The organism is Butyricicoccus sp. Marseille-Q5471 (assembly GCF_951230135.1).
Classification (GTDB): Bacteria; Bacillota; Clostridia; order Oscillospirales; family Butyricicoccaceae; genus Agathobaculum.
Map to the genome: position 1 here is coordinate 1 of NZ_CATNVC010000010.1, position 22,931 is coordinate 22,931.

31 protein-coding genes, 1 tRNA gene and 1 pseudogene are annotated in these 22,931 nt (G+C 47.7%); 20 read left to right on the plus strand and 13 right to left on the minus strand.

Annotated features, from left to right (window positions below):
- The first annotated feature begins 556 nt into the window (after positions 1 to 556).
- The 7 genes and pseudogenes from QOX26_RS14340 (at position 557) to QOX26_RS10665 (ending at position 5,843) form a co-directional block, all read left to right on the plus strand.
- Positions 557 to 912 (plus strand): annotated as a pseudogene (locus QOX26_RS14340) (ABC-three component system protein).
- Between the two features lies 1 nt (position 913).
- Positions 914 to 1,411, plus strand: a complete 498-nt coding sequence (locus QOX26_RS10640) for a three component ABC system middle component (protein WP_154666380.1) — start codon at positions 914 to 916, stop codon at positions 1,409 to 1,411.
- Entirely contained in the window at positions 1,408 to 3,324 is a 1,917-nt protein-coding gene (locus tag QOX26_RS10645; protein WP_050696809.1) for a DUF3732 domain-containing protein, read from the plus strand. The genes QOX26_RS10640 and QOX26_RS10645 overlap by 4 nt, the downstream gene beginning before the upstream one ends.
- Before the next feature lie 407 nt (positions 3,325 to 3,731).
- On the plus strand, positions 3,732 to 4,130 hold the full coding sequence (locus QOX26_RS10650) for a NifB/NifX family molybdenum-iron cluster-binding protein (RefSeq protein WP_283674961.1): 399 nt from the start codon (positions 3,732 to 3,734) through the stop codon (positions 4,128 to 4,130).
- Positions 4,131 to 4,185: 55 nt separating this feature from the next.
- Positions 4,186 to 4,509 carry a rhodanese-like domain-containing protein gene (locus QOX26_RS10655; RefSeq protein ID WP_283674962.1) on the plus strand — a complete coding sequence of 108 codons (324 nt, stop codon included), beginning with the start codon at positions 4,186 to 4,188 and terminating at the stop codon, positions 4,507 to 4,509.
- Between the two features lie 339 nt (positions 4,510 to 4,848).
- Positions 4,849 to 5,265, plus strand: a complete 417-nt coding sequence (locus QOX26_RS10660; RefSeq protein ID WP_283674963.1) for an RrF2 family transcriptional regulator — start codon at positions 4,849 to 4,851, stop codon at positions 5,263 to 5,265.
- 35 nt (positions 5,266 to 5,300) lie between these two features.
- The gene (locus QOX26_RS10665; protein WP_283674964.1) at positions 5,301 to 5,843 is read left to right on the plus strand and encodes an NADH peroxidase; all 543 of its coding nucleotides are present in this window, start codon (positions 5,301 to 5,303) and stop codon (positions 5,841 to 5,843) included.
- 211 nt (positions 5,844 to 6,054) lie between these two features.
- Here the strand turns inward: QOX26_RS10665 and QOX26_RS10670 are convergent, their stop codons facing one another.
- The 5 genes from QOX26_RS10670 to QOX26_RS10690 all read right to left on the minus strand — a co-directional run bounded on the left by QOX26_RS10670 (position 6,055) and on the right by QOX26_RS10690 (position 8,890).
- Positions 6,055 to 6,462: an arsenate reductase ArsC gene (locus QOX26_RS10670; RefSeq protein WP_283674965.1), complete on the minus strand. Its 408-nt coding sequence runs from the start codon at positions 6,460 to 6,462 to the stop codon at positions 6,055 to 6,057.
- A gap of 67 nt (positions 6,463 to 6,529) precedes the next feature.
- A complete protein-coding gene (locus tag QOX26_RS10675; protein WP_442870230.1) occupies positions 6,530 to 6,895 on the minus strand; it encodes a thioredoxin family protein in 366 nt (121 codons plus the stop codon).
- Between the two features lie 149 nt (positions 6,896 to 7,044).
- The gene (locus tag QOX26_RS10680; RefSeq protein WP_283675049.1) at positions 7,045 to 8,058 is read right to left on the minus strand and encodes a permease; all 1,014 of its coding nucleotides are present in this window, start codon (positions 8,056 to 8,058) and stop codon (positions 7,045 to 7,047) included.
- 91 nt (positions 8,059 to 8,149) lie between these two features.
- Positions 8,150 to 8,470, minus strand: a complete 321-nt coding sequence (locus tag QOX26_RS10685) for an ArsR/SmtB family transcription factor (protein WP_283674967.1) — start codon at positions 8,468 to 8,470, stop codon at positions 8,150 to 8,152.
- Positions 8,471 to 8,560: 90 nt separating this feature from the next.
- On the minus strand, positions 8,561 to 8,890 hold the full coding sequence (locus QOX26_RS10690) for a winged helix-turn-helix transcriptional regulator (protein ID WP_283674968.1): 330 nt from the start codon (positions 8,888 to 8,890) through the stop codon (positions 8,561 to 8,563).
- 158 nt (positions 8,891 to 9,048) lie between these two features.
- Here QOX26_RS10690 and QOX26_RS10695 point away from each other — a divergent pair, with 158 nt between their 5' ends.
- Entirely contained in the window at positions 9,049 to 9,450 is a 402-nt protein-coding gene (locus QOX26_RS10695; RefSeq protein WP_283674969.1) for a pyridoxamine 5'-phosphate oxidase family protein, read from the plus strand.
- Between the two features lie 229 nt (positions 9,451 to 9,679).
- Positions 9,680 to 10,222 (plus strand): flavodoxin family protein, encoded by a 543-nt coding sequence (locus QOX26_RS10700; RefSeq protein WP_283674970.1) that lies wholly within the window; start codon positions 9,680 to 9,682, stop codon positions 10,220 to 10,222.
- A gap of 169 nt (positions 10,223 to 10,391) precedes the next feature.
- On the opposite strand, the gene QOX26_RS10705 is transcribed toward QOX26_RS10700, so the two are convergent.
- Positions 10,392 to 11,072 (minus strand): Crp/Fnr family transcriptional regulator, encoded by a 681-nt coding sequence (locus tag QOX26_RS10705; RefSeq protein WP_283674971.1) that lies wholly within the window; start codon positions 11,070 to 11,072, stop codon positions 10,392 to 10,394.
- A 69-nt stretch (positions 11,073 to 11,141) separates the two neighbouring features.
- Here QOX26_RS10705 and QOX26_RS10710 point away from each other — a divergent pair, with 69 nt between their 5' ends.
- Complete coding sequence (locus tag QOX26_RS10710; RefSeq protein ID WP_283674972.1) at positions 11,142 to 11,492, plus strand: TIGR04076 family protein; 351 nt, start codon at positions 11,142 to 11,144, stop codon at positions 11,490 to 11,492.
- 94 nt (positions 11,493 to 11,586) lie between these two features.
- Here QOX26_RS10710 and QOX26_RS10715 read toward each other — a convergent pair whose 3' ends face one another.
- Complete coding sequence (locus QOX26_RS10715; protein ID WP_331488479.1) at positions 11,587 to 11,985, minus strand: hypothetical protein; 399 nt, start codon at positions 11,983 to 11,985, stop codon at positions 11,587 to 11,589.
- Between the two features lie 90 nt (positions 11,986 to 12,075).
- Between QOX26_RS10715 and QOX26_RS10720 the strand changes: the two genes are divergently transcribed.
- The 8 genes from QOX26_RS10720 (at position 12,076) to QOX26_RS10755 (ending at position 17,793) form a co-directional block, all read left to right on the plus strand.
- Positions 12,076 to 12,327 carry a hypothetical protein gene (locus tag QOX26_RS10720; protein WP_283674973.1) on the plus strand — a complete coding sequence of 84 codons (252 nt, stop codon included), beginning with the start codon at positions 12,076 to 12,078 and terminating at the stop codon, positions 12,325 to 12,327.
- Between the two features lie 55 nt (positions 12,328 to 12,382).
- Positions 12,383 to 12,760, plus strand: coding sequence for a DUF3783 domain-containing protein (locus QOX26_RS10725; protein ID WP_283674974.1), 378 nt, complete (start codon positions 12,383 to 12,385; stop codon positions 12,758 to 12,760).
- Positions 12,757 to 13,566, plus strand: coding sequence for a DNA-3-methyladenine glycosylase family protein (locus QOX26_RS10730; RefSeq protein ID WP_283674975.1), 810 nt, complete (start codon positions 12,757 to 12,759; stop codon positions 13,564 to 13,566). Before QOX26_RS10725 ends, QOX26_RS10730 begins: the two co-directional genes overlap by 4 nt.
- Positions 13,567 to 13,586: 20 nt before the next feature.
- Positions 13,587 to 13,895 carry a thioredoxin gene (gene trxA / locus QOX26_RS10735; protein WP_442870227.1) on the plus strand — a complete coding sequence of 103 codons (309 nt, stop codon included), beginning with the start codon at positions 13,587 to 13,589 and terminating at the stop codon, positions 13,893 to 13,895.
- Positions 13,896 to 14,099: 204 nt separating this feature from the next.
- Positions 14,100 to 14,627, plus strand: coding sequence for a sigma-70 family RNA polymerase sigma factor (locus QOX26_RS10740; protein WP_283675050.1), 528 nt, complete (start codon positions 14,100 to 14,102; stop codon positions 14,625 to 14,627).
- A gap of 11 nt (positions 14,628 to 14,638) precedes the next feature.
- Entirely contained in the window at positions 14,639 to 15,424 is a 786-nt protein-coding gene (locus QOX26_RS10745; protein ID WP_283674977.1) for an SPOR domain-containing protein, read from the plus strand.
- Between the two features lie 277 nt (positions 15,425 to 15,701).
- On the plus strand, positions 15,702 to 16,250 hold the full coding sequence (locus QOX26_RS10750; RefSeq protein ID WP_283674978.1) for a hypothetical protein: 549 nt from the start codon (positions 15,702 to 15,704) through the stop codon (positions 16,248 to 16,250).
- Positions 16,251 to 16,254: 4 nt separating this feature from the next.
- Complete coding sequence (locus QOX26_RS10755) at positions 16,255 to 17,793, plus strand: esterase/lipase family protein (protein WP_283674979.1); 1,539 nt, start codon at positions 16,255 to 16,257, stop codon at positions 17,791 to 17,793.
- 8 nt (positions 17,794 to 17,801) lie between these two features.
- Here the strand turns inward: QOX26_RS10755 and QOX26_RS10760 are convergent, their stop codons facing one another.
- The 4 genes from QOX26_RS10760 to QOX26_RS10775 all read right to left on the minus strand — a co-directional run bounded on the left by QOX26_RS10760 (position 17,802) and on the right by QOX26_RS10775 (position 21,358).
- The gene (locus tag QOX26_RS10760) at positions 17,802 to 18,146 is read right to left on the minus strand and encodes a GIY-YIG nuclease family protein (RefSeq protein ID WP_283674980.1); all 345 of its coding nucleotides are present in this window, start codon (positions 18,144 to 18,146) and stop codon (positions 17,802 to 17,804) included.
- Positions 18,147 to 18,301: 155 nt separating this feature from the next.
- A complete protein-coding gene (locus QOX26_RS10765; protein WP_283674981.1) occupies positions 18,302 to 19,510 on the minus strand; it encodes an MFS transporter in 1,209 nt (402 codons plus the stop codon).
- A gap of 94 nt (positions 19,511 to 19,604) precedes the next feature.
- A complete protein-coding gene (locus tag QOX26_RS10770; RefSeq protein WP_283674982.1) occupies positions 19,605 to 20,462 on the minus strand; it encodes an NAD(P)/FAD-dependent oxidoreductase in 858 nt (285 codons plus the stop codon).
- 50 nt (positions 20,463 to 20,512) lie between these two features.
- The gene (locus tag QOX26_RS10775; protein WP_283674983.1) at positions 20,513 to 21,358 is read right to left on the minus strand and encodes an aminotransferase class IV; all 846 of its coding nucleotides are present in this window, start codon (positions 21,356 to 21,358) and stop codon (positions 20,513 to 20,515) included.
- Positions 21,359 to 21,459: 101 nt separating this feature from the next.
- Here QOX26_RS10775 and QOX26_RS10780 point away from each other — a divergent pair, with 101 nt between their 5' ends.
- Positions 21,460 to 22,017: an epoxyqueuosine reductase QueH gene (locus tag QOX26_RS10780; protein ID WP_283674984.1), complete on the plus strand. Its 558-nt coding sequence runs from the start codon at positions 21,460 to 21,462 to the stop codon at positions 22,015 to 22,017.
- Positions 22,018 to 22,060: 43 nt separating this feature from the next.
- Positions 22,061 to 22,137: transfer RNA gene (locus QOX26_RS10785), tRNA-Arg, on the plus strand.
- Positions 22,138 to 22,323: 186 nt separating this feature from the next.
- On the opposite strand, the gene QOX26_RS10790 is transcribed toward QOX26_RS10785, so the two are convergent.
- Positions 22,324 to 22,470: a hypothetical protein gene (locus tag QOX26_RS10790; RefSeq protein ID WP_283674985.1), complete on the minus strand. Its 147-nt coding sequence runs from the start codon at positions 22,468 to 22,470 to the stop codon at positions 22,324 to 22,326.
- 83 nt (positions 22,471 to 22,553) lie between these two features.
- Positions 22,554 to 22,820 (minus strand): substrate-binding domain-containing protein, encoded by a 267-nt coding sequence (locus QOX26_RS10795; RefSeq protein WP_283674986.1) that lies wholly within the window; start codon positions 22,818 to 22,820, stop codon positions 22,554 to 22,556.
- Positions 22,821 to 22,931 lie beyond the last annotated feature (111 nt).

Sequence of the window (22,931 nt, forward strand, 5' to 3'; positions counted from 1 at the left end):
GGCTGGCTTCATTTTACCAACTCCTCGGAGGTTGTGCAGTCTTGGCGAAAAACTGTGCACTTTATGTGTCGAAAAACTGTGCAGTTCTATTGGCTGAAAAGTGTGTACTTTATCTTACCATTTACAAGAATCTCAGAACAAAGGTCACCAAAGTTATTATAAAGCATTTACCAGTATGCCAGAATCGCAAATTCAGCAATTGTTAGATTGTATTTATGTAATTGACAAGAGCAGCAATATTGTCGATGTTGAATCTGATATAAAAAAAGCCATTAGATATAGTAGCCTTCCTCAATATATTGATAAAATATGTGAACGTTTGGAAGGTTGGTGGTACAAAAAAGCAATAGAAGCTTTATGCTCAGAAACACCAATATTCATATCTCAGAGTCAAGTGCGTTCACACATAGTTTCTATAGGATTGGAATATGCACCCGACAATTTGCCTATTGATGTGGACGAATCCGAAAACTTCGAATTAGATGAGTTGTCTCCAAATGATCAAATATTTTATGAACAATTAAAGCTGATTTGCTTAGGAAGCAATAGACTGAGAATGGCAATTAGAGATTATTATCGTGCCTTCAAACAGCGAGCAAACTGGGTCAGGGAAGAATTGTTATATACAAATGAGCTGGACAAATATGAAAAAAACTTATTGATGAATGGGAACATTCATTTTATGCAATGCAAGACGAATTGTCAGATTATGGAGATCAAATTACAGAAAATACTAAAGTATTAAATGCAAAAAAACTCTATAAGGAAATTGAAGAAAAGGATATACGTATTAGAGATCGCTGCAGTGATGCATTTGTAATGAGAGGCAGTTATCATATCTTAGCGAATCAGCTTAGAGTAGGATGGCATATTGATTTTTATGAGCGTTTGGCGCAATTATTAAAGAACTGAGGTGATTTATTTGAGGAATTGGGGGCTTAGGGCAAAGGAAGTCGCTTATTTACTTAATCCGGCGTTTTGTGGTAGGTTATTATACAGTTGCATTAAAACATATAATGAGATAACAAAAAGAGCTTTTCCATTTCCTCTTATTTATCTGATTCTTCCATTGATACTTCATAAAAAAACTAGAGAGTGCATATCAAGTCGTACACAATTGATCATATGGCAACAACGATATCCTGAATTATTGATAGGTTTTGCAGAGAGAACAAAAGATATGGTTCAAATAACCAATGAGGCTATGGAGTTTTTGCTCCAAAGTGGTGTCGTACTGTTAACGAACGCTGCAGAGCTTGAAATATCTCAAACGAGCCGACCACTCAGTAAGACAAAATATGTTAATGACGAAATCAGAGATTGCCTTAATAAAAGCGAACACGTTGCAAAATGGTTTGCTGCAGCAGGAAAAGTTGAAACAGTATATGTTGGTTTGGGGGTAAGACCATGATGCAGATACGAGAATTAGTCATATACGGATTAAATGGACAAGTAAGGCATTTGCCATTTCAATTAGGAAAAGTGAACATAATATCCGGAAAATCGAAATCCGGAAAATCGGCTGTAGGCGACATAATTGACTATTGCCTAGGCGGGAGTTCTTGTGATATTGCAGATGGCGTAATTAGAGAAAATGTGTCGTGGTATGGATTGCTATTGCAGTTTGATAGCGAAAGAGTGTTTGTAGCTCGCCAAAATCCGCCTCCTGGTCAACAGTCGACGGGATTTTGTTATATTGAGGTCGGAGAAAAGATTGAAGTTCCTGAAAAATGTGATTTTGTTTCCAATACTAATGTTGCTGGATTGGAGGAGGCCTTAACTAAGAGATTAGGCATTTCTGAAAATCTAAATATACCGCCGGACGGACAAAGCCGTGATCCTTTAGCAGCTAATATTCGACATGCATTATACTACTGCTTTCAAAATCAAGATGAGGTAGCAGCAAAAACTTTTTTATTTCATAAGCAGTCAGAGGATTTTATTACGCAAGCCATAAAAGACACTTTGCCATATTTTTTAGGTATAGTGAATGAGGAAGCGTTAGCCTTAGAAAATGAAAGAAGTATTCTAAAAAGAAGATTAGCAATTGAAAGACGTAGGCTAGAAGAAAATAGAATGCTTCAAGGAGGAGGCTTGCAAAGAGCCATTTCGTTAATATCTGAAGCAAAGTATGTAGGTCTCGTATACGATAATATTGAAGTGGATTATGATAGTTACGATTCTGTCTATAAAGTTTTAAAAAACGTGAATGAATGGACTCCTGTAAATGCTGAAACGGTTGGTATGGATCGTTTAAGCTTTTTACAGTCAGAACTAAAAAAAGCCGAGGATGAATTAGAACAACTGAATCAGGATATTAGTAATGCAAAAACATTTGCGGGAGAAACAAGCGGCTATGCAAATGAAGTCGAGCATCAAAAAATTAGGCTAAGCTCAATTGGTTTATTCGAGCAACTTGATTTTAGACCGGATCATTGCCCCTTATGTGCCAATGAACTAGAAACACCTTTACCAAATATCGACATGATAAGAACCGCTATAAAAAACCTAGATGACAATATACAAAATGTTACCCGGGAAAAACCGAAATTACGAAAATATATTGACTCCCTTGAATCAGAGAGGGAAAAAACACGGCAAGACATTATCCAAGTAAAGTCTGAAATTGATGGCATTTATACTCAGAATCAGGATGCCATTGCATTAAAAGATTTAAATTCTAGGCGTGCAAAAGTAGTTGGTAGAATTAGTCTATGGCTGGAAAGCGTAGAGCAACATGATGACTCTACAGGTAAAGAAAAAGTCATAAAAAAGATTGAGGATAGAATATGTGAAATTAATGAAACGTTAGATAAAGACTCACTAGAAGATCGTAAGCAATCTGTATTATCACGAATATCTGTAGATATGACTGAATGGGCTAAGGAGCTGAACTTAGAACATTCGGATAACCCATATCGTCTAGATATGAACAAAGTTACAGTTATTGTCGATAAAGCTGATCGCCCTGTTCCTTTAAAACAGCTCGGCAGTGGATCAAATTGGGTTGGGATACATCTAATAACTTACTTTGCGTTACATAAATATTTTATTACGCTTAAAAGGCCAGTGCCTAATTTTATATTTTTGGATCAACCTTCACAAGTATATTTTCCATCTGAGTTAGATGAAAAAAATACAGATTGGAATATGGTTGGCACCTTATATAACTTTATATCCGATAGGGTATCGGAACTAAAACAAAAGCTTCAAGTCATAATAGTAGATCATGCTAACCTCAAAAATGAAAGTTTCCGTAACTCTGTTATTGAAGATTGGTGGAATGAAAATAACTTGATACCGGAAGATTGGTACAAAAAATAGATTATTAACAATGCTTTTGGCCTGCATCTATTTTGTACTAACGACACAAGGCGAGTGGTCTTATAGCATTTGAGATGCTATAAGACCATTCGCTTTTTATATGCCTTTTCGCAAAGGGTGTCGTCTATCACTGTCCCTTGCTTGTTTTTTGGAAAGAATGAGAGTATACTACAAATAGTACGTGGAATTGAAGGGTGAAATGGGCTTTGCGTATTCCATGCTGAAATGCCGGTACAGCAAGACGTTTTGCATATTTGGCGGCATTTTAGGAAAGACTTTACGCAGACATGAACTTGCGGAAACAGTACATCATAGAATCCTGCACATCACAGGATTATTTTTTAGAATTGATGACTTCTGTTGAAAATAAAACTATAATGGAAACAGAAAGAAATTGGAGGTAAGATATGAAGCTTGCAGTCGCATATGAGGATGGTCAGGTCTTTCAGCACTTTGGCCATTGTGAATATTTTAAGATTTATGACGTTTCGGATAAGAAGGTAGTTGCGGCAGCCGTCGTAAGCGCTGTCGGCAGCGGACATGGTGCGCTGGCCGGATTCCTGCAGACAAACGGCGTGGACACACTGATCTGTGGCGGAATTGGCGGCGGTGCACGTGTGGCACTGGAGCAAGCAGGCATCCGACTGTATCCCGGTGTGGTCGGCGATGCAGACGAAAGCGTTGCTGCTCTTCTCGCGGGAACGTTACAGTATAATCCGAATACGCTTTGCAGCCATCATCATGAGGATGGGCATGCAGAACATCACTGTGGTGAGAATAAACACGGCTGTGGCGGTAACCACTGAATAGGAGCATATATGATGACGATTCAAAATCGTGCACAACAGCAGGTGGGGTAGTATGGGATTGTTTGATATGTCAACAAAGCGCATGACACTTTCCCGGGGAATAGAGCTGGCGCAGAGCACGCCGCATGCTGTGCTGCTGGATGTGCGAACTGTGGAGGAATTCGAACAGGGGCATTTGCCCGGCAGCGTAAATCTTCCGGTGAACCGCATACAGAGTATTGCATTTGATAAGCAGATTCCGCTTTTTGTATATTGTCAAAGCGGAATGCGCAGTGGACGCGCTTGCAGCTATTTGCAGCAAGCAGGGTATACGGCAACCAATATCGGCGGTCTCGCGGGCTATCAGGGCACGTTGGAATCCGGTAGGACAACCTGAAAAGTCGTAGATGCAGAGGGATTATCCGTAAACTACTCTGCAAATAGGCTGAAAGCTCCTTTTGAAACGGATCAGAAGGAGCTTTCTTTCATTTATCATGCGTAGAAGCAGGGGTGGTTACATTTGTGCGATTTTCGTGCAAAAGTTTCTGAAAATGAAATCGACAAAAAGGACAAGCCGTGGTATACTTTAGATGTAAGGAAATTTAATGAAGAAATGTGTAGTAAGGCACTTTAATTGATAATAATTATTAATTGAAATATTTTATTAAAAAGCTCTTGACATTATGAGGGTTTGATACTATACTAAAGATGTTCCCAATAGAAAGGAAGGATCGAATTGAGAATCACGCACGAAGCAGATTACGCAATTCGCGTAACCTACTGCCTCGGACTTGCAGGCGGTAAGCAGTGCGCAAAAGACATTTCAGAAATGACGGGAGTTACATTGCGTTTCGCCCTTAAAATTTTGAGAAAGCTGACGCAGTCCGGCATTACCAAATCCTATAAAGGCGTTGCGGGTGGGTATGAACTGAACCGTGACCCTGCGGAAATCAGCCTCGGTGAAATCATTGAGTGCATTGACGGACCGATTGCGATTAATCACTGTCTGTCCAATGAATTTCAGTGCACACGCGTAGGCAATCGAAATGAATGCGATTTTCATCTTGTCTTTAGCGAAATCAACAAATCCTTACGGAATGAGTTGTTCGCGATTCGGATGGATCGATTCCTTCCACAAAAGCTAACCAACTAATTTTTTATAAACATTTATTTTAGGAGGAAAAAATCATGAAGAAGTTTGTTTGTTCCATCTGCGGTTATGTACACGAAGGCGACTCCGCTCCGGCTGAGTGCCCGATCTGCCACGCTCCGGCTTCCAAGTTCACCGAGCAGTCCGGCGAGCGCGTCTGGGCTGATGAGCACAAGGTCGGCGTTGCTCAGGGCTGCGACGAAGAGATCCTCAAGGGTCTGCGCATGAACTTTGAAGGCGAATGCACCGAGGTTGGCATGTACCTGGCAATGGCTCGTGTTGCACATCGTGAGGGTTATCCGGAAGTCGGCATGTACTACGAGAAGGCCGCTTACGAAGAGGCTGAGCACGCTGCAAAGTTCGCTGAGCTGTTGGGCGAAGTGGTAACTGACTCTACCAAGAAGAACCTGGAGCTGCGTGTTGACGCTGAGTGCGGCGCAACCGCGGGCAAGAAGGAGCTGGCTTCGCTGGCTAAGAAGCTGAATCTTGATGCGATTCATGACACCGTTCATGAGATGGCAAAGGACGAAGCTCGCCACGGCAAGGCATTTGAAGGCTTGCTGAACCGCTACTTCGGCTAAGCATAAAGTCCTCATTCGGTCGCTAAGATACGCCTCAGTACTGGCTAATTGCGAAGAATAAAGAAAAATAAATACGAGAAGTTATGCTTTTCACTTAAAATGCGGTTCACGATCAGTCGTGAACCGCATTTTTGCGCTTAAAAATAAAATCTTATTTTTTAAAGAAGATAATGGGCATACAGGCATAAAACGCCTGGTTTGAGAGTGGAGGTTACAACGCATGCATTAGCAATCGGTTTCGCAACTCTTGAATTTTGGTGTATATCACTCCTATCACGTGTTCAAATGCCGCATCACCTTGCCCGGTGGGATCGTCAATGCCCCAATCCTCGCGGTGCTTACAGGGCAGGGAGGGACATTGGACGTTGCACCCCATCGTTACCACGATGTCGACAGGCGGAATATCGTCAAGCAGCTTACTGCACTGGGTTCGCTCCATATCAATGTCATAAAGCTGCTTCATAAGGCGCACGGCATCGGCGTTTATCTGTGGCTTGGTTTCTGTGCCGGCAGAATAGCTGACGAACACGTCTGAAGCCAGATGCTCGCCCAAGGCTTCGGCAATCTGGCTGCGGCAGGAGTTGTGTACGCAAATAAAGGCGACTTTGGGTCTATTCATGCAGAAAATTATCCTTTCGTTTTGGTAGAAAAGCGGTGCTTAAAGGTGTGTGTGCAGAGGGGAACGCTTACTGCTGTACTGTGGGTAAAAGTTTTATGATTTCATCTTTTTTCAGAACCTTACCAAAAGAAACGACCTTGTCATCGACCCCCAAAGCCGGGGTGCTCATCACGCCGTAAGCGGCAATCTGAGTAAAGTCAGTCACGTGCTCGATTGCGGTATCCAGACCAAGCTCCTTCAAGGCTTCCTTCACAGCTGCTTCCAACGCGTTGCACTTTGCACAGTTCGAACCAAGCACCTTAATTGCCGAACCATTGATCGGTGCAGGTTCTGCCTTGACCGGCGTTTTGTCATTACAGCGGTTACCGCAGCAGCAGCTTGTATGTTTTTCTTCATCGGTTGGCTTTAATGCAGCCTCAGTAGGCTTGCATATGCCGCCGCACTTGCATTGTGAAGTCTTATCTGCGGTATCTTTTTTCTTTCCAAAACCGAATAATCCCATAATCGATTCCTCCAAATCATATTTTGCGGTTGAGAATGTGATGGTAAATGATGCCCGACGGTGGTGTATACGCCCAATCCTTACACAAGAAGATACTGAAAGATATTGAACAGATAACCTACGATGATAATGCCAACGGTGCAAATTGCAATAAAGGTGCCTAACAGCTTCGGCTTAACGGCCTTGCGCAGCATAATCATGGACGGCAGGCTCAGCGTTGTCACCGCCATCATGAAGGCAAGAACCGTACCAAGCTGCGCGCCTTTGAAAAGCAGAGCCTCGGCCACGGGGATTGTACCAAAGATATCGGCATACATTGGCACACCCAGTAAAGTGGCCAGTACAACACCAAAGGGATTACGGCTGCCGAGAACGGATGCAACCCAACCTTCCGGAATCCAATTGTGGATGATTGCCCCGATGCCGACGCCAATCAGAATGTAGGGGAAAACTTTTTTGAAAGTGGATGTCACCTGATCCTTTGCAAAAAGCAGCCGATCCTTTCTGGTTAAATCGGGAGAGGCAATATCAATGTTACTTGCAGACCGAATGAATTCTTCTACTTGCGTTTCCATATGAAGCTTTTCAATCAACGTACCGCCAATCACGGCAATCATCAGCCCGACGACTACGTAGACAATCGCAACCTTTGCGCCAAAGATGCTCATCAGCAGCACCAAGGAACCAAGATCCACCATGGGGGAGGAGATTAAGAACGAGAAGGTCACGCCCAACGGCAGACCGGCGCTGCTAAATCCGATAAACAGCGGAATAGACGAGCAGGAACAAAACGGCGTTACGGTACCCAGCAGCGCCGCAATAATATTTGCCCACACACCATGAAAATGCCCTAAAATTTTCTTGCTGCGCTCCGGCGGGAAATAACTCTGAATATATGAGATGATAAATATAAGAACACAGAGCAATACGGTGATTTTAAGCACATCGTAAATAAAGAATTGCAGGCTGCCGCCAACCCGATCAGCTACGTTTAGCCCGAGCATCGAGAGCAGGCTGCCAATTGCGGTGTTAAGCCATTGCATGCCCAGCACCTGATTCTGAAAAAACAGCCATACAGCTTGAACAGATTCCATCCGGTAAATACCTCGCTTTCTAAAAAAGAGAATCATATCAAAAAAGTTGATATGAAATCCTGAATAAAAGCCATCTCTCACCGGATGGCTTTTATTCCTGGCAGCACCCGATATCCGCCGCTGTTGCCGCCGCATATGGGGTGGTGATTGCTTTCAGCAACAGCAAAGCTTGGTCGCTGCCCTGCTCGCTGATTTTATAGTGTGTCCATTTGCCTTCCTGCCGACTCTCAACGATGCCGGACTCGCACAGGATTTTCATGTGGTATGACAAGGAGGACTGACCGATTTCCATTTGCTCAATTAAAACACAAGCACATTTTTCACCGCTGCGCAGTAGTTCTAAAACGGCCAGGCGTTTTTCATCACAAAATGCCTTAAATACCTTGGCGTTTTGCGTGGGAGTCAAATCCATACTTGCTCACCTCACATCAAATTATTTCGATATATCACAGTATATGCCTGAAATCAAAAAATGTCAATGTAAAATGAGACACAAGTTCACTTACTTATTCTGCAACTGATACTGCTCTCCCCAATCCTCCATGGAATCCAAGATGGGCTTCAGGCTGTATCCGGTTTCCGTCAGGGTGTATTCCACGCGCGGCGGCACTTCTGCGTAGACTTTTCGAGTGAGAAGGCCGCATTGCTCCATGGTGCGCAGCTGAGCGGTTAATACCTTTTGGGTGACGCTGCCAATCGACTTTCGAAGTTCACCAAATCGCTTTGTTCCCGGCATCAAATCCCGCAAAATAAGGATTTTCCACTTGTCTCCAATTAGTGCCAGCGTTGTTTCCACGGGGCACGCGGGCAATATCTTTTTTTCTTCCGTCATTTTATCCTCCGAAACCGTTGGTATGGCGCAATAGTATCTAAAAGGTAACTATGGCGCAATATTGTGCTTACTTTACGATTACGCTGTATGGAATTATTATAATATCAGCGGTAAACAAACGCAAGCCGCACAAGCCGAAATCTTTGGAGGTATTTTCAATGAACGAAGTCGTAAAATTTTTGCAGGAAAACCCCGTGCAGTATCTAGCAACCGTAGGGCGTGATGAAAAGGCAAAATGCCGTCCCTTTATGTTTTGCTTTGAGCAGGATGAGAAATTGTGGTTCTGCACCAACAACACCAAGGATGTTTATCAGGATTTGCAGAAGAATCCCTACATTGAGGTCTCTGTGTCCAGTCCCTCCTATGCCTGGATTCGTTTGAACGGCAAGGCGGTTTTTGAAAACAATATGGCGGTCAAGGCCGAATGCATGAACAACCCCATTGTCAAGGGACAGTATCAGAGCGCAGAAAACCCTATTTTTGAGGTGTTCTACCTGGCGGACGCAAGAGCGGTGATTGCCGACTTTTCCGGCAATCCGCCCAAGGAGTACACGCTGTAAAAGATAAAGGCTCGGCAGGAAGGCGAAAACGCCCTGCCGAGCTTTTTACATGCACGGGTTAGAAAAAATTCAAAAAGGCTCTTGACTTGAAGTGCACTCCAAGAAGTAAAATAAGGAAGTGGAAAAAGGCTGCGGCGATAAAAGATACAAGGAATAGGCAGGTTAAGCGTGTTTGTTTTGAGAAGAACGGAGAAAATGCTGCCTCCCAAGATTGAAAGAAGGTATTTTAATGAGTAAGAATGTTTTGGTGATTTCTGCAAGTCCTCGTAAGGGCGGTAACTCGGACACCCTGTGTGATGAATTCGTCCGAGGTACGCAGGAGAGCGGACATCACGCAGAAAAGACTTTCCTGCGTGATCATCAAATCAACTACTGCACAGGCTGTGGCGTTTGCAATACCACGCATCAGTGTGTGCAGAAAGATGATATGGCGAAAATTCTCGATAAAATGGTACATGCAGATGCAATTGTACTGGCGACTCCGGTCTATTTCTACACCATGGACGGACAGATGAAGACCATGATTGACCGTACGGTGCCACGCTATCTGGAGATTGCAGATAAGGATTTTTATTTTATCGTAGCCGCAGCAGACACGGAACAGGCGGCAATGGAGCGCACAATCAGCGGCTTCCGCGGCCTCACGGAAGATTGTCTGCCCAATGCGCATGAAAAGGGTATTGTTTATGGCACCGGCGCATGGCAGGTGGGCGAGATTAAGAGCAGTCCCGCCATGCAGCAGGCATATGAGATGGGCAGAGCGATCGTCTAACAGCACAGATACGGTTTTCAAAAAGCGAGGATACGGAAGCGTATCCTCGCTTTTTTCGTGCAGGCAAAAAATTGGAGACTTATAAAGAATGCGTTGTGTATCATTTTTAGCAGACAGAACGCAGAAGCGCCCGTACAATACAGAGGAAGAATAGGAAGTTATTGCGTAGTTAAAGCGTTTCCAGTGAGCAGTATTCCATCAATGCTGTGGGGTTGATAACCGTGATTTTCCGTCGCTCGGTATGGATGATATTTTCGCTGCGAAGCCGGGCCAGTCCGCGTGTCAGGTTGACTCGGCTCGTGCCGAGAATGTCGGCGATGGCATCCTGCGTAATGCAGCCGACACAGGTTTGTTTTCCGGCTTCACTGACCAAAAGAAGGTATAGCAAATTACACAGTTTTAGAAAGGAACTGTTATATTCCTGATGGGCGGTTTCGTAGAGCAGCAGATTTACGTATTTTGAAAACCAGTCAATCACCTGCGCCTGCAACTCGGTATTTTCATAAAACATGGTGCGAAATTCTGCTTTGGTGAATTCCAATACTTCCATGTTGGACAATGCGACGGTGATAAGCGAGCTTTCGATTTTGTAATCTATCTCATGGTATCCTGGAAACACGGTTCCGGTTGCATGAAAGGATACAATTTTTCGATGCCCGTTTTCATGTTCAACGTAGTTCTGCGCAATGCCGGAAAGAATAAAATGAATTCTCCCAAACGGCTCGTTTGGCTGCCATAGAAAATCATCCGTTTGAAAGGTACGCCTAACATGCGGTTTTGATAAAAAGTACGCATGGAACGGCTCGAAATCTTGCGTAAAAATGTAGCTTGGAGTCAGCAGAAAAATCATTCCTTTCCATTGCTGCCGGTTGAGCAAACAGGGTTCCTATTTTCAGACTATTTATACGAAGGAGAATGAATGTTGACGCATCAATGCAAAATTACAGTTTTAGAAACGAAGGTGTTTCCTGACTATCAGGAGACATACTTAGCCGATCCGAAATCCGGTCCCTGCCCTTGCTTTAAGCCGGGCGATACCTTTTTGCTGGAACGAACCGGACAAAGGGATGATTTCTGGCACATGCTGGATGGCAAGTTCTGCTCCGAAGCGTGGGACGCCATCAGCCGTTATGTGTATGCGACGCTGCAGGGCGGTTCTATCATGAAGGGCTGGACGAACGATGAAAAGATGATGATTGCCTGCTGCAGCGATGGCACACGACCCGTTATCTTCAAAATTCAGCGGATTGACATTGAAGATGCCCAATGAAAACGACAGCTGTATGATCGAGTACCTGCCTACGGAAAAGACCCGGGGGAGAGTTAGGGACATCGGCCGTGATATTCACTGCGGATGATTTCGTTCATCTCTTCGGGAGTCTCCCGACATCCGCCATTGAGCCATCTTTTGAAAAATGTAATCTGATAGGCGTTGCTGTTGAACTTTTGCTCGACTTCCGAGGCATACAGTTGATTGAACTCATCTTCCAAATGCGCCCTTGCTTGATCGGAAAGGGCGTAAATGTCCACAAAATTGGCAAAAAGGAACTGCGGTTCATTTCGGCAGCTTTGCAGACGTCCGAAACGCTGATTTGGCTCAGTTTCTTCGCCTGCAGTGCTTCCACGAACGCGTTTTCAATCTTTTCCACCGATTGGCAGTGGCGCTCTGCGATCCGCCGGCCTTCCGGCTGAGCATCGCCCCAAGCATGGGTTTTGCGGCCTGCAATCAACAAAAAACGTTTCGAACCAGAAACCGCGGCCATTTCGGCACTTCCACGGGGTTAGACAGAGCAGTTCCTGATGTGGATATTTTCACAGACGCTGCCGGGGCGGAGTCTATGTTGGACGGTTACATGAAGCTGGGAAAGTTTGAATCCCGCTTTGTGTCCGTCGCCGTCAACAGCGCCATCCGAACGGCAGCCAAAACGGAGGAGGCGTTCAATGTTATGATTTGCTTTCCGTCACCCGTGCAAACGAGTAAGTCATACGGACAAACCAAGCAGCCGGGCAATCGGCTGCTTTTTGCGTTGTCCAAGAGAGAAGGGATAGATAAGTCAAAGTGCTGTCATTCGCAGCGGTTTTGGAAGTGGCACCAGTCTCTGTAAAATCAGTTGACAGACGTGTTATAATGAAGAAAAACAAAGATAAAGGAGAATGAACATGCCTTCCTCTAAAGAAGTAGCGTTATATTTTGATCCAAACGGCGGCGAACAGACAGCTTTGCTAAAGAGCATTCTCGTGCGCATGGGTGCACGCATTAAGAATGTAGCAGCCGATCAGGTTGGGCAGACGGTTGGCTGTCTTCTGGGCCGAAAGGGATATGATGCACGTGAAAACGCCGAATCTCCCGCTCTCGAGCAGCCCATGCTGGTGCTGGATGGCTTTACGGATAAACGTCTGGAGCTCCTGCTGCTTGAGATGAAAAAGACGGGCGTAACCGTTCCGTATAAGGCGGTTGTGACCGAGAGCAATCTCGGCTGGCTGCTGCATCAGCTGTATGAGGAGCTGCGCGCCGAGCATGAGGCCATGCAGCAATGATTGAGCGGCGCATTCCTGATTTTGATCTCGACCAGATTGCACGGTCGGGTCAATGCTTCCGCATGGAGCGGACAGGGGAGGACAGCTTTTCCCTGATTGCACATGGGCGCTACTTAACGTTGGCGCAGCAGGGGGACATAATCACCTTTGGCTGTGAAGAAGACGAATTTCAGCAGCTATGGCGGCATTATTTTGATTTGGATACCGATTATGGCGCCATCAAGCGTGCAGTGTCCAAGCGGGATAAGTACTTGCAGGCCGCGGTAGAAATCGGCGGCGGTATCCGCATCCTGCGGCAGGATTTGTGGGAGACGATTGTATGCTTCATTATTTCACAGCAGAACAACATCACAAGAATTAAGAAATGTGTCGAAAAATTGTCTTTGCTTTTGGGAGAAACCTGCTATAATAAGAGCAAAGAAGTGTATTATTCTTTTCCGACCCCGGAAGCACTTGCACGTTGTGAGGTTGAGAATTTGGCCGATTGCCGCTTGGGCTACCGCGCCAAATACCTGATTCGCTCCGCACAGCAGGTGGCGACGGGAGAGGTCGATTTGGAAGCGATTCGGCTTATGCCGTATGAGCGAGCCAAGGAGGAGCTGCTGCGCTTCACTGGCGTAGGGGTGAAGGTTGCTGAGTGCATTTGCCTATTTGCGCTGCACCATGTAGACGCATTTCCGATTGACACGCACATTCGTCAAATGCTGGATGAACATTACCCGAAAGGATTCCCGATGAAGCGATACAAAGGATTTGCGGGAATTTTGCAGCAATACGGATTTTTTTATGAACTTCAGGCAAACTAGACAAAAAGGAGATGACAGATATGGCAGTTCATACCATTACCAAGGATAATTTTCAAAATGAAGTGATGCAGGCGGACAAGCCTGTGCTGCTGGATTTTTGGGCGAGCTGGTGCGGTCCGTGCCGCATGGTTTCACCGATTGTGGACGCAATCGCTGAGGAACGCGAGGATATCAAGGTCGGCAAGATTAATATTGATGAGCAAATGGAGCTGGCACAGCAGTTTGGCGTTATGAGTATTCCGACTTTAGTTGTAATCAAGGACGGCAAAATCGCCAACCAGACCGTTGGGGCAATGCCCAAGGAAAACATTCTGGCTCTGCTGGATTAACGAGAAACGAGCCGGAAAATACCCGTTCGGTCAGAATGTAAAGCAGCATGATGTGCGAAAGTATATCACGCTGCTTTTTCTTTCGGCGTGAGAACCTGTCAAGGGTGCGCATGCGAGAAATCGCTAAAACGGCGTAGTGCCGCGTAAGGATGGTGAGAAACGGTGAAAAAAACCTGCATAGACAAATACCGATTTGCTGAGCTGGTGCAGGCAGACAAGCAGAAGTATTATCGGATGGCATATTGCTATGTGAAAAATGAACATGACGCGTTGGATATTGTGGGAGATGCGGTTTATAAAGGATTCAAGGATTTGCATACCCTGCGGCAGCCGGAATATTTTACGACATGGATGACCCGCATTGTGATTCATGCGGCGATTGACTTCCTGCGGAAAAATTCTCGCTGCACGGCTTGTGAAGACGACGTGCTGGAAACGGCAGCAGTGCCGGAAAAAGCGTTGACACCGGAGGACACACTGGATATTTATGCCGCGCTTGACGCCCTCAATGAGCGGGATCGATCCGGCGTGGTGCTGCGATATTTTGAAGGGTATTTCTTTCCGGAAATTGCAGATATTTTGAAGGAGCCTGTGCCCGCCGTGAAGTCACGGCTGTATCGCGCATTAAAAAAGATGCGTATCCTTCTGGAGAAAGGGGTTAGCGGAAAATCACGAATCAGGGAAAGGAAAAGTATGAGCAGATCCCAATCCCGGAAGAACTGGATCGGGTAATTTGGAATGGCATGAAACGCGCAGAGCGTGAGAAACAGCGAGCGACGGCAAGAAAGTGGATTGCCGCTGCTGCTGCGGTTTTTTGTCTCTGTTTTGCCGGTGCCAATATAGCGCCGATTTACGCATATGCTTCCGATCTGCCGGTGATTGGTACGATTGTTCGGGTGCTGCATATCGGAACCGGCGGAGCGCGTACAGACGGCGCGCACATCACCGCAAACAAGCAAGGAGAGATCGTAGATTTTCGGTTTGAGAGCAATGCGGGGGAGCTGGATGCCGTGCCGGTTTACACCGCGATACAGGAGCGCGCACCCAATCGGCTGGTTCTGACCTTGCATGGCGTGCGTACCATGGACGCGGCGGCCATTCTGAATAGCCCATTGGAGACGGACGCTGTGCAGGATGCTTACTTAGGCATCCTTGGGGATGATTCTGCATATGAGTTTGTGATTGTGCTCAACACGGGTTATAATTACGAGATTACCGAATACGAAAATCCATCTTCACTCGCGGTGCGCTTTTACCCGGACGAAGCTGACGGGTCGGAGCAGACGGTATACTATCTGCGGACAGCGGCGATGCCGTATGGTGAGGAATTGGGGTTGACGGCAAAACAGTTTTATCCGCACCATGCAACGCAGCTGAAAACAAAGAGCGGGGAGTATATCGTCGTGGTCGGACAGTACGCTACGGAGGACGAGGCTGCAGCCGCACTGAAAACATTGGAGACAGAGGTCGGCGGTGAAACGGGATTGTTTATCGCATCCGGCACGGCAGACGCGTTACCGGAGCAATAATTAAAAAGCTGCACAAGTGGTGGCGTGCCGCTAAAAAAATTTCGACAGAGGATGATATTTTTTGTAGTATTGCATAGCCTAGTTCCGAGGGCTTTATTGCCGCTGGAGGCAAAAGGCCGCAAAAAGTAAGTGGGTTTTCATATGGAAGCAATATCTGATATGTAGCTGAGACGTTAAAAAATAAGAAAAATAAGTGAGACGTTTTGCTGCTGACCGCCGTCTAACAGGTGTCACGACAGAATCTGTCGGTAAAACTATGAAAAATGAGGACTACAAAATGCAAATCAAAAGAAATATGGTACGCTTTACTTCCGCACTCGCACTGTTTTCGCTGCTCTTATCCGGCTGTGGCAAGGCGAATACAGAATCGCAGACACCGCCGGCAAATCAGCCGGACTCCTCGGTATCAGACGGACAGAGCACACAAAACGGGCAGGGAGATGCGCTGATGCAGGTGGCCGATATGCTCGGAAAGTCGGACGACGAAGTCAAAGACCTCTATAACGGCGGAACAGAAAATAAGACAGAGGACGGATCTATGCTGCTGGGGCGTACCTATGCAACGACGTTGGACGGAAATGCAGTCACCCTAGAGACTATTTATTCGGATACGCTTTCCGTCGATTACATCTCGGCCTCGTTTACCGACAAAACTGCTGAAGAAGTAAAAGGAATCCTGACCAACGCTTTTGGAACACCGGAAGTAGTGGAGGAAAAGGATGCCGTGGAGGCGAAGTATCTCAAATGGACGAAGGATAAGGTGCAGATTACGGTAAATGAAAGCTATGGAATGGCTGCTGTAAACTTTTCTCCAGTTATGGGGTGATTAAATGAAAAAGGTATCTATGCTTTTGACCGGTCTTCTGCTGATTGTGATGACCGGCTGCGGCACGCAAAAACAGCCGACACTGGACGGTCGGCTGCTGAACTACGATTTGGGAGAGAGTACGCTGACTGACTCCACCGGAAGAGAGGTGCCCTATCAAATGCAAGGCGTGCTGGGCATACCGGAGGAAAAAAACTGCCCGGTGGTTGTTCTGATTCACGGCGCACATCCCATTGAGAAGGCCTCTGAGGATCGGTATGATACTGGATTTAACTATCTTGCGCAGTCCTTGAGCGAACAAGGAAATCTGGTTATTAGTATGAATGTGGCCATCAACTATTCCTTTGAGGATGGAGAGCCCAATGGCAACGAGCGCACCCGACAGGTCGTTGCGCAGCAGCTTGAACGGCTGAAAAAGGCGGTGGACGGCGATAAAGAACAGTTTGGCTATGATTTATCCGGGGTCGGTGACTTTACCAAGGTTGTTTTGATGGGACACTCCCGCGGCGGGTTGGATGTGCTGGAGTGCGCGAAAAGCCTGCCGTCGGACGCACAGCTGGCGGGCATCGTCTCCGTAGCGCCTGCCACCTATAAAGTGCGGGAAACTGATTTCCCGAATGTTCCGATCGGCATTATCATTCCGCAGATGGATGGCGATGTCATTTCACTCGATGGCAGCGATATTTATGAGGAGCTCCTCGCCGATGAACAGTATACCGGCGATGCAGAATTGATTTACCTCAAAGATGCAAACCACGCATATTTCAACACACAGCTGACACAGCCTGACTTGAATCACAATGATGCAGACATTGCAAAGCTTATGCCTGCGGAGCAGCAGCGCAGCTTCCTTACAGGCTACCTTGCTGACTTTGTGAAAAGTGTGACCACGACAGGAAAACCTGTGTTTGCATCGGCCTCGGAGTTGGAGAGCGAAGCCTACGGCTGCGATGTTTTACTGCGGGTTCATTCCGGTACGGAGAAAAGGCTTTATACTGTAGGAAATAGCGCTTCTCTTGTCACCGCAGGCGCGGTGACTGCCACACAGGAGATTGCCAGCAGCCTGCCGGCAGAGCACACGGTGAAAACCTTTAAAATGCCCGGTCTGGCCTTTGATCACTATGCGCTGCAGCATATCGTGTGGACGGAAACGGGTTCAAATGTTACGATTCCTCTTGCAGGGGGGATTGGGAACTCCCGCTTTCTGGATATCGATATGGCGGTTGACAGTACGGATTTGAAAAATATAAACGGTCAGTCTATGAGACTGTCCTTTACCGATGCGGATGGAAATATAGCCTCCTATGCGGTGGATAGCAGCGCTGCTGCACTGCGTTGGCAGCAGGGAGAGCTTGTGGAACAAATGGGATGGGACGGAAAACCCATGCAGGAGTATTCCACATATACCCCACTGGTTACGCTGCGTATTGACCTGAGCCAATTTAGCAGTATCAACCTAAGCGGGATTGCAAGCCTCAAGCTGTCTTGGGAGGAGTCTGCCGCCGGCAGTATCATGCTGCGCAGCATCAGCAGCGTTGTTTGATATGGGTATTAGTATTGTGGGGCACTGCCTAGCTTTTGCTGCCACAGCTCATACAGCGTTTCAATATCGGCACGAAACTCAGCAGGGGTCTGCGTTTCCTTCTGCTCGAGTGTTTCAAGCACTTCCCATACAAAGATTTGTTTGCCGTACTGCCGCCAGTCGGCTTGAAGAGCATAGTCGACACAGCTGTCGGTAAGTTGGGCGAATTGAAACCGGTTTTTACTGCCTTGCAATTCGGTTGTTCGACCAAGCAGGATACGTCCGGTTTGCGTATTGCGAATTTGATAGATACCGCCTTGAAGCGGCGTTGCCTTATAGGCGGCGACCGCCTCACGGCGGTTTTTCTTATCCATTTTAATTACTCCTTTCAAAGCAGAATTACTAAATTACTAATTTACTAATATGATAAGCGCTTTTGAGCGCTTTGTCAAGATGCATGGTGAGTAGATTCTCGTAAACACATCAAAAAGCAGCCGACAAATCTTTGTCGGCTGCTTTTGATGATGTGTTATTGGTGCAGCCTGCGAATAACAAACAGGCTGAGCAGGGGGAGAATCGTAATGGCCACACCGGATACGATGAACCAAAAGTCTACGCCATAGCCCTCGGCAAATGGGCCGGAAACCAACAGGCCAATCGGCATGGTTAGTGATAACATGCTGCCAATCAGCGAGAATACGCGTCCCTGTGCGTGCGGCGGAATGCTCTCCTGCATATACGCAACCATCGGAATGGAATAGAAGTTGCTGCTAGCACCCATCAGCCCACAGCAGACTGCAAAAATCCAGAAGCCGGTGAGTGTTGGGGGCACAAGGCCGGAGAGCAGTGTGGTCACACCGATGCCGAGCAATCCCAGATGCGCCATCAGCAGTTTGCGATGGATTTGCCCAAACAGGCTGACGATAAATGAAACCAGCATCATGCCGGCGGCGAAGGTGAATTCCACGACGCTGCCATAAAGTGCGGACAAGCCGAAATAGTCGCTGGACATCAGCGGGTAATAGGAGGACAGCGGCATGAAAAATACCATGCAGCCTGCGACAGAAAGCAGCAGCACACAGAGTGAACGGTCGGTGGTGAGTGCCTTCCAACCATCGCGAAACTCTTGAATGAAGTGGTGCTTTTCCGTGTGCGTATGCGGCGTCTCGTTGATGCGGACAAACCCGAGCGTCAGGTTTGCGGCAATCGCTCCAAGCAAATCGCTCAGCAGAATAACGGGCAGCGGCAGCACGCCATACATGATTGCGCCTAATACGGGCCCGAGCATAAATGCACCGGACTGCAAAAACTGCTGCCATGCGCCGACGCGCACCAATTCATCGGTCGGCACAAGCTGAGGAATCAGTGCCTGCATCGCCGGCGCTTGAAAGACAGAGCCAATCGCGCGCACGCCGAGCACAAGGCAGGCTGTCCAATAGGGCGGCGTATGCACCAGAAAAGCGGCAGCAAAGGCGACGGCAACCAGACCCTGAAACATATCCGAGATCAGAACGACTGTTTTGCGTTTCATGCGGTCAATCCACACACCGGCAAAGGGGCCTAAAATAGCCTGCGGCAGAAACGCAACCAGACCGGAGAGCGCCATCATCAGGGGAGAACCGGTTTCACTTGCAAGCCACCAAATCAGTGCGAACTGCACAGCAGATGAGCCAACCAGCGATACTGTCTGTCCGGCCATGATGGTAAAGAATTGGGACTTCCATTTGGGTTGTGACATAAAGTGCTCCTTGCGCAAAATGGGGTACAAAAAACAGGCGGAACGCACTGAAATAAGGGCATTCCGTCTGCCTGTAAAACGGAGAAAACGGTAATTAAGTGCGCATGTGTTTGACCGCCGTCATCGCTGCTGCCGCACCGTCATGCACGGCCTTGGCAATCTGCAGCATACCGCCGGTGCAATCGCCTGCGGCAAACAGACCGGGAACGCCGGTGGCCATAGCGGCATCCGTCTGAATGCGGCTGCCTTCGGTCATTGCACCCAGTTTGCGGGCAAAATCCGCGCTGCCCGCGGTGCCGTAGGCAATGAACAGACCGTCGATCGCCAGAGAATCTCCCTCGGTGAACTCAATTCGGCCGATTTTGTCGTCCCCTGCGGCGGCTGCAACAGGTCTGGTATCAACCAACAGGTTGGCGGGTAGGCCTTCGGGCGGCTGCTGACCGTTGGTCAGCAGCGTGACGGAGGCCGCAACCGGAAGCAACGTGCGCGCCTCTTCAATTGCATATTCGCCCTGTCCCAGCACGGCAACCGATTTGCCGCGGTAGAAAAATGCATCGCAAACAGCGCAGTAGCTGACGCCATGCCCCTCAAAATCTGCGATGCCCGCAATCTTGGGCACTGCGCGGGGCGCGCCGGTTGCAAGCACGATTGCCTTAGCGGGATAGCTGCCGTCAATCGTTTTGACGGTAAAGCCCTCGTCCGCGTATTCGATGCCGGTCACCTCGGTTTCGACCAGTGTCACACCCAACCGGGCGGCTTGCGCGCGACCCTGCTCCAGCAGGTAAGCGCCGGTGACGGGCTCGGGAAAGCCAAAGTAGTTTTCGATTTTATCGGTTTTCTGCAGTGCGCCGCCGTCCTTGTACAGAACAAAGGTCTTGATATTGGCGCGGGCGGCATATATTGCGGCGGAAAGTCCGGCAGGGCCGCCGCCGATGATGACTAAAGATGACATGTTTGATTTCCTCGCTTTTCTATATCAGATAGTATGCCGAGAATTTGCAATTATCGGGCAGTTTCTGCATCAAATTTCTGCTGATAGGCATTTTGCAGTGCCTGCATTAAGACGGGTTCTTTACCGCCGACCGGCTTGCCGTCAATATGGCTGACGGGGGCGCCGAGACAGCCGGAGGAAAGGACAAGCACCTCGTCTGCCGCAAATAGCTGCTCCAGGCTGATAGGGTCTTCATTTGTGGGAATGCCAAGCGACGCACAGAGTGCAAGGCAATGCTTGCGGGTAATGCCGGGCAGAATCAGCTGATTCAGCGGAGGAGTGCAGAACACGCCGTCCTTAAACATTGCTATGTTGGAGTGCGCGCATTCGGTAACATTATCACCACGGTGGAACACGACTTCGTCGCAGCCGGCCTCCCGCGCCGCCTGTGTAGCGAGAATATTGGGAATCAGGTTGAGCGTTTTGATGTTGCAGTGGAAAAAGCGGGTGTCTTCCACGGTAATCAGCTTCATGTGCTGCCTAACATCATCTACGGTGGTTGGCTCAATAAAGGCCATCAGACGTGGTGCTGTATCCTGCGGAAAGGAATGCTTACGGTGCGCCGCACCGCGCGTCGCCTGCCAGTAGCAGATGTAGTCACCGTTGGTGTCCAAGCGTGTGCACAGGTCACGCAGCAGGGCATCCAGTTGTGCGCGAGGCATGGGGGATTCGATTCGCAGCAGGCGCAGGCTGTTATAAAACCGGTCAAGGTGATCGTCGAGTGCAAACGGCTTTTTGTTGCGCACGCAGGCGGCGTCATACACACCGTCACCAAAGTAAAAACCGCGGTCGGTAATTGGGGCCTTTATTTCATCAATCCGGCCGATTTCGCCATTGTAATATGCGATGTCCTTCATGGTTGATCCTCCTCAGTTGTCGATACACACAGTATACTGGAAATATGCGCACTTTGCAAGAAGAGTCGACTGTGCTACAATGAGTACGGGAGAGTGATAGGATGAAAACACTGCTGCATATTTGCTGTGCGCCGTGTTCGATTGTATGTATCGATACACTGCGGCAGGAAGGCATTGAGCCGGTGGGATTTTGGTATAATCCGAATATCCATCCGTTCACTGAATATAAGATGCGGAAAAACACTTTGGTTGAGTACGCCAAGAGTATTGATCTAAAGCTGGAAATCGAAAATGAATATGGTCTGCGCCGCTTTATTGAGGGCGTATATCCGGATTTTGATAAGCGATGCGCGTTTTGCTATGCGATTCGGTTTGAAGAAACGGCGCGATATGCTGCCGAGCATGGCTTTGACCAGTTTACTTCAACGCTGTTTGTCAGTCCTTATCAGAATCAAGAACTGATGCGCACGGTGGCAGAACAGGCCGCGGAGAAATTTGGGATACAATACCTGCACCGCGACTTTTCAACGCGCTTTCGAGAAGGACAGGATCAGGCTCGCGAATTGGGGCTTTATATGCAGAAATACTGCGGCTGCATCTTCAGTGAAGAGGATCGGTATAAGAAAAAGCCTAAGAAACCAAAGACAGAGGTAGAATAGCTTTACAAACCGGGCAGGGTCTGCTATAATACATAGCATACCCGCGCCCGTAGCTCAGCTGGATAGAGCGTTGGACTCCGACTCCAAAGGTCGCAGATTCGAATTCTGTCGGGCGTACCATATAAGACTGCTTATTCGCAAGAATAGGCGGTCTTTTTTATTCATTGGCGGGTATGGCATGAATGGAGTTGTCAGACGATGTGCATTGGCTCAGCCACCTGCGCATACACGGTGCCTTGGGCTACTTGTAGCCAGTGCAGTCCTTATAAAAACCGGATGGAAAAGTGTTGACGTTCCGCGTCGCATTTAAATCCGAAACACTACTACAAGCATGCAATCAACCCCAGCGGCGGTAAAGTTGGATGCATTGTCCGCTTCGATGCAGATATTAGGCGTAACCGTCTCCTTGGCAACTTTGTCACCGTCGCCGTTCAAATACGCGAGCGCAGCCATGATTTGAATCTGCGTGTTGGTCGAAAATCCTGCATGGACGTGCCGACAAAACAGCCGCCGGACGCAATAACGTCTAGGGCGCCCTATGTGCCGTCGACCGAAAAGAACATGATGTCGTCATCGCGGCCGACGTTGTGGGTTGCTTGGATTGCCGCCAGCGTCGTCAAATCAAATTGACCGAAAACAGCATCGCTTTCGGGATATTTAGATAAGTAAGACTCTATCACATTTATCGCTTCCACGGTGGGGCATTGAGCTGTCTGCTCTTTCAAAATCTCATATGCCGGATGGCTTTGCAGCACACCGCGGAAACCGGCGGTGCGGTTGACCTGGCAGGTAGAACCGATCATGCCATCAATCTGCCGCCATCGGGCAGCTTTTCCATCAGCATGGTCGCCGCCTGCTGCCCTGCCATTTCACGATGCGAAATGCTTTTACAGGACGAATCGTCTATCTGACAA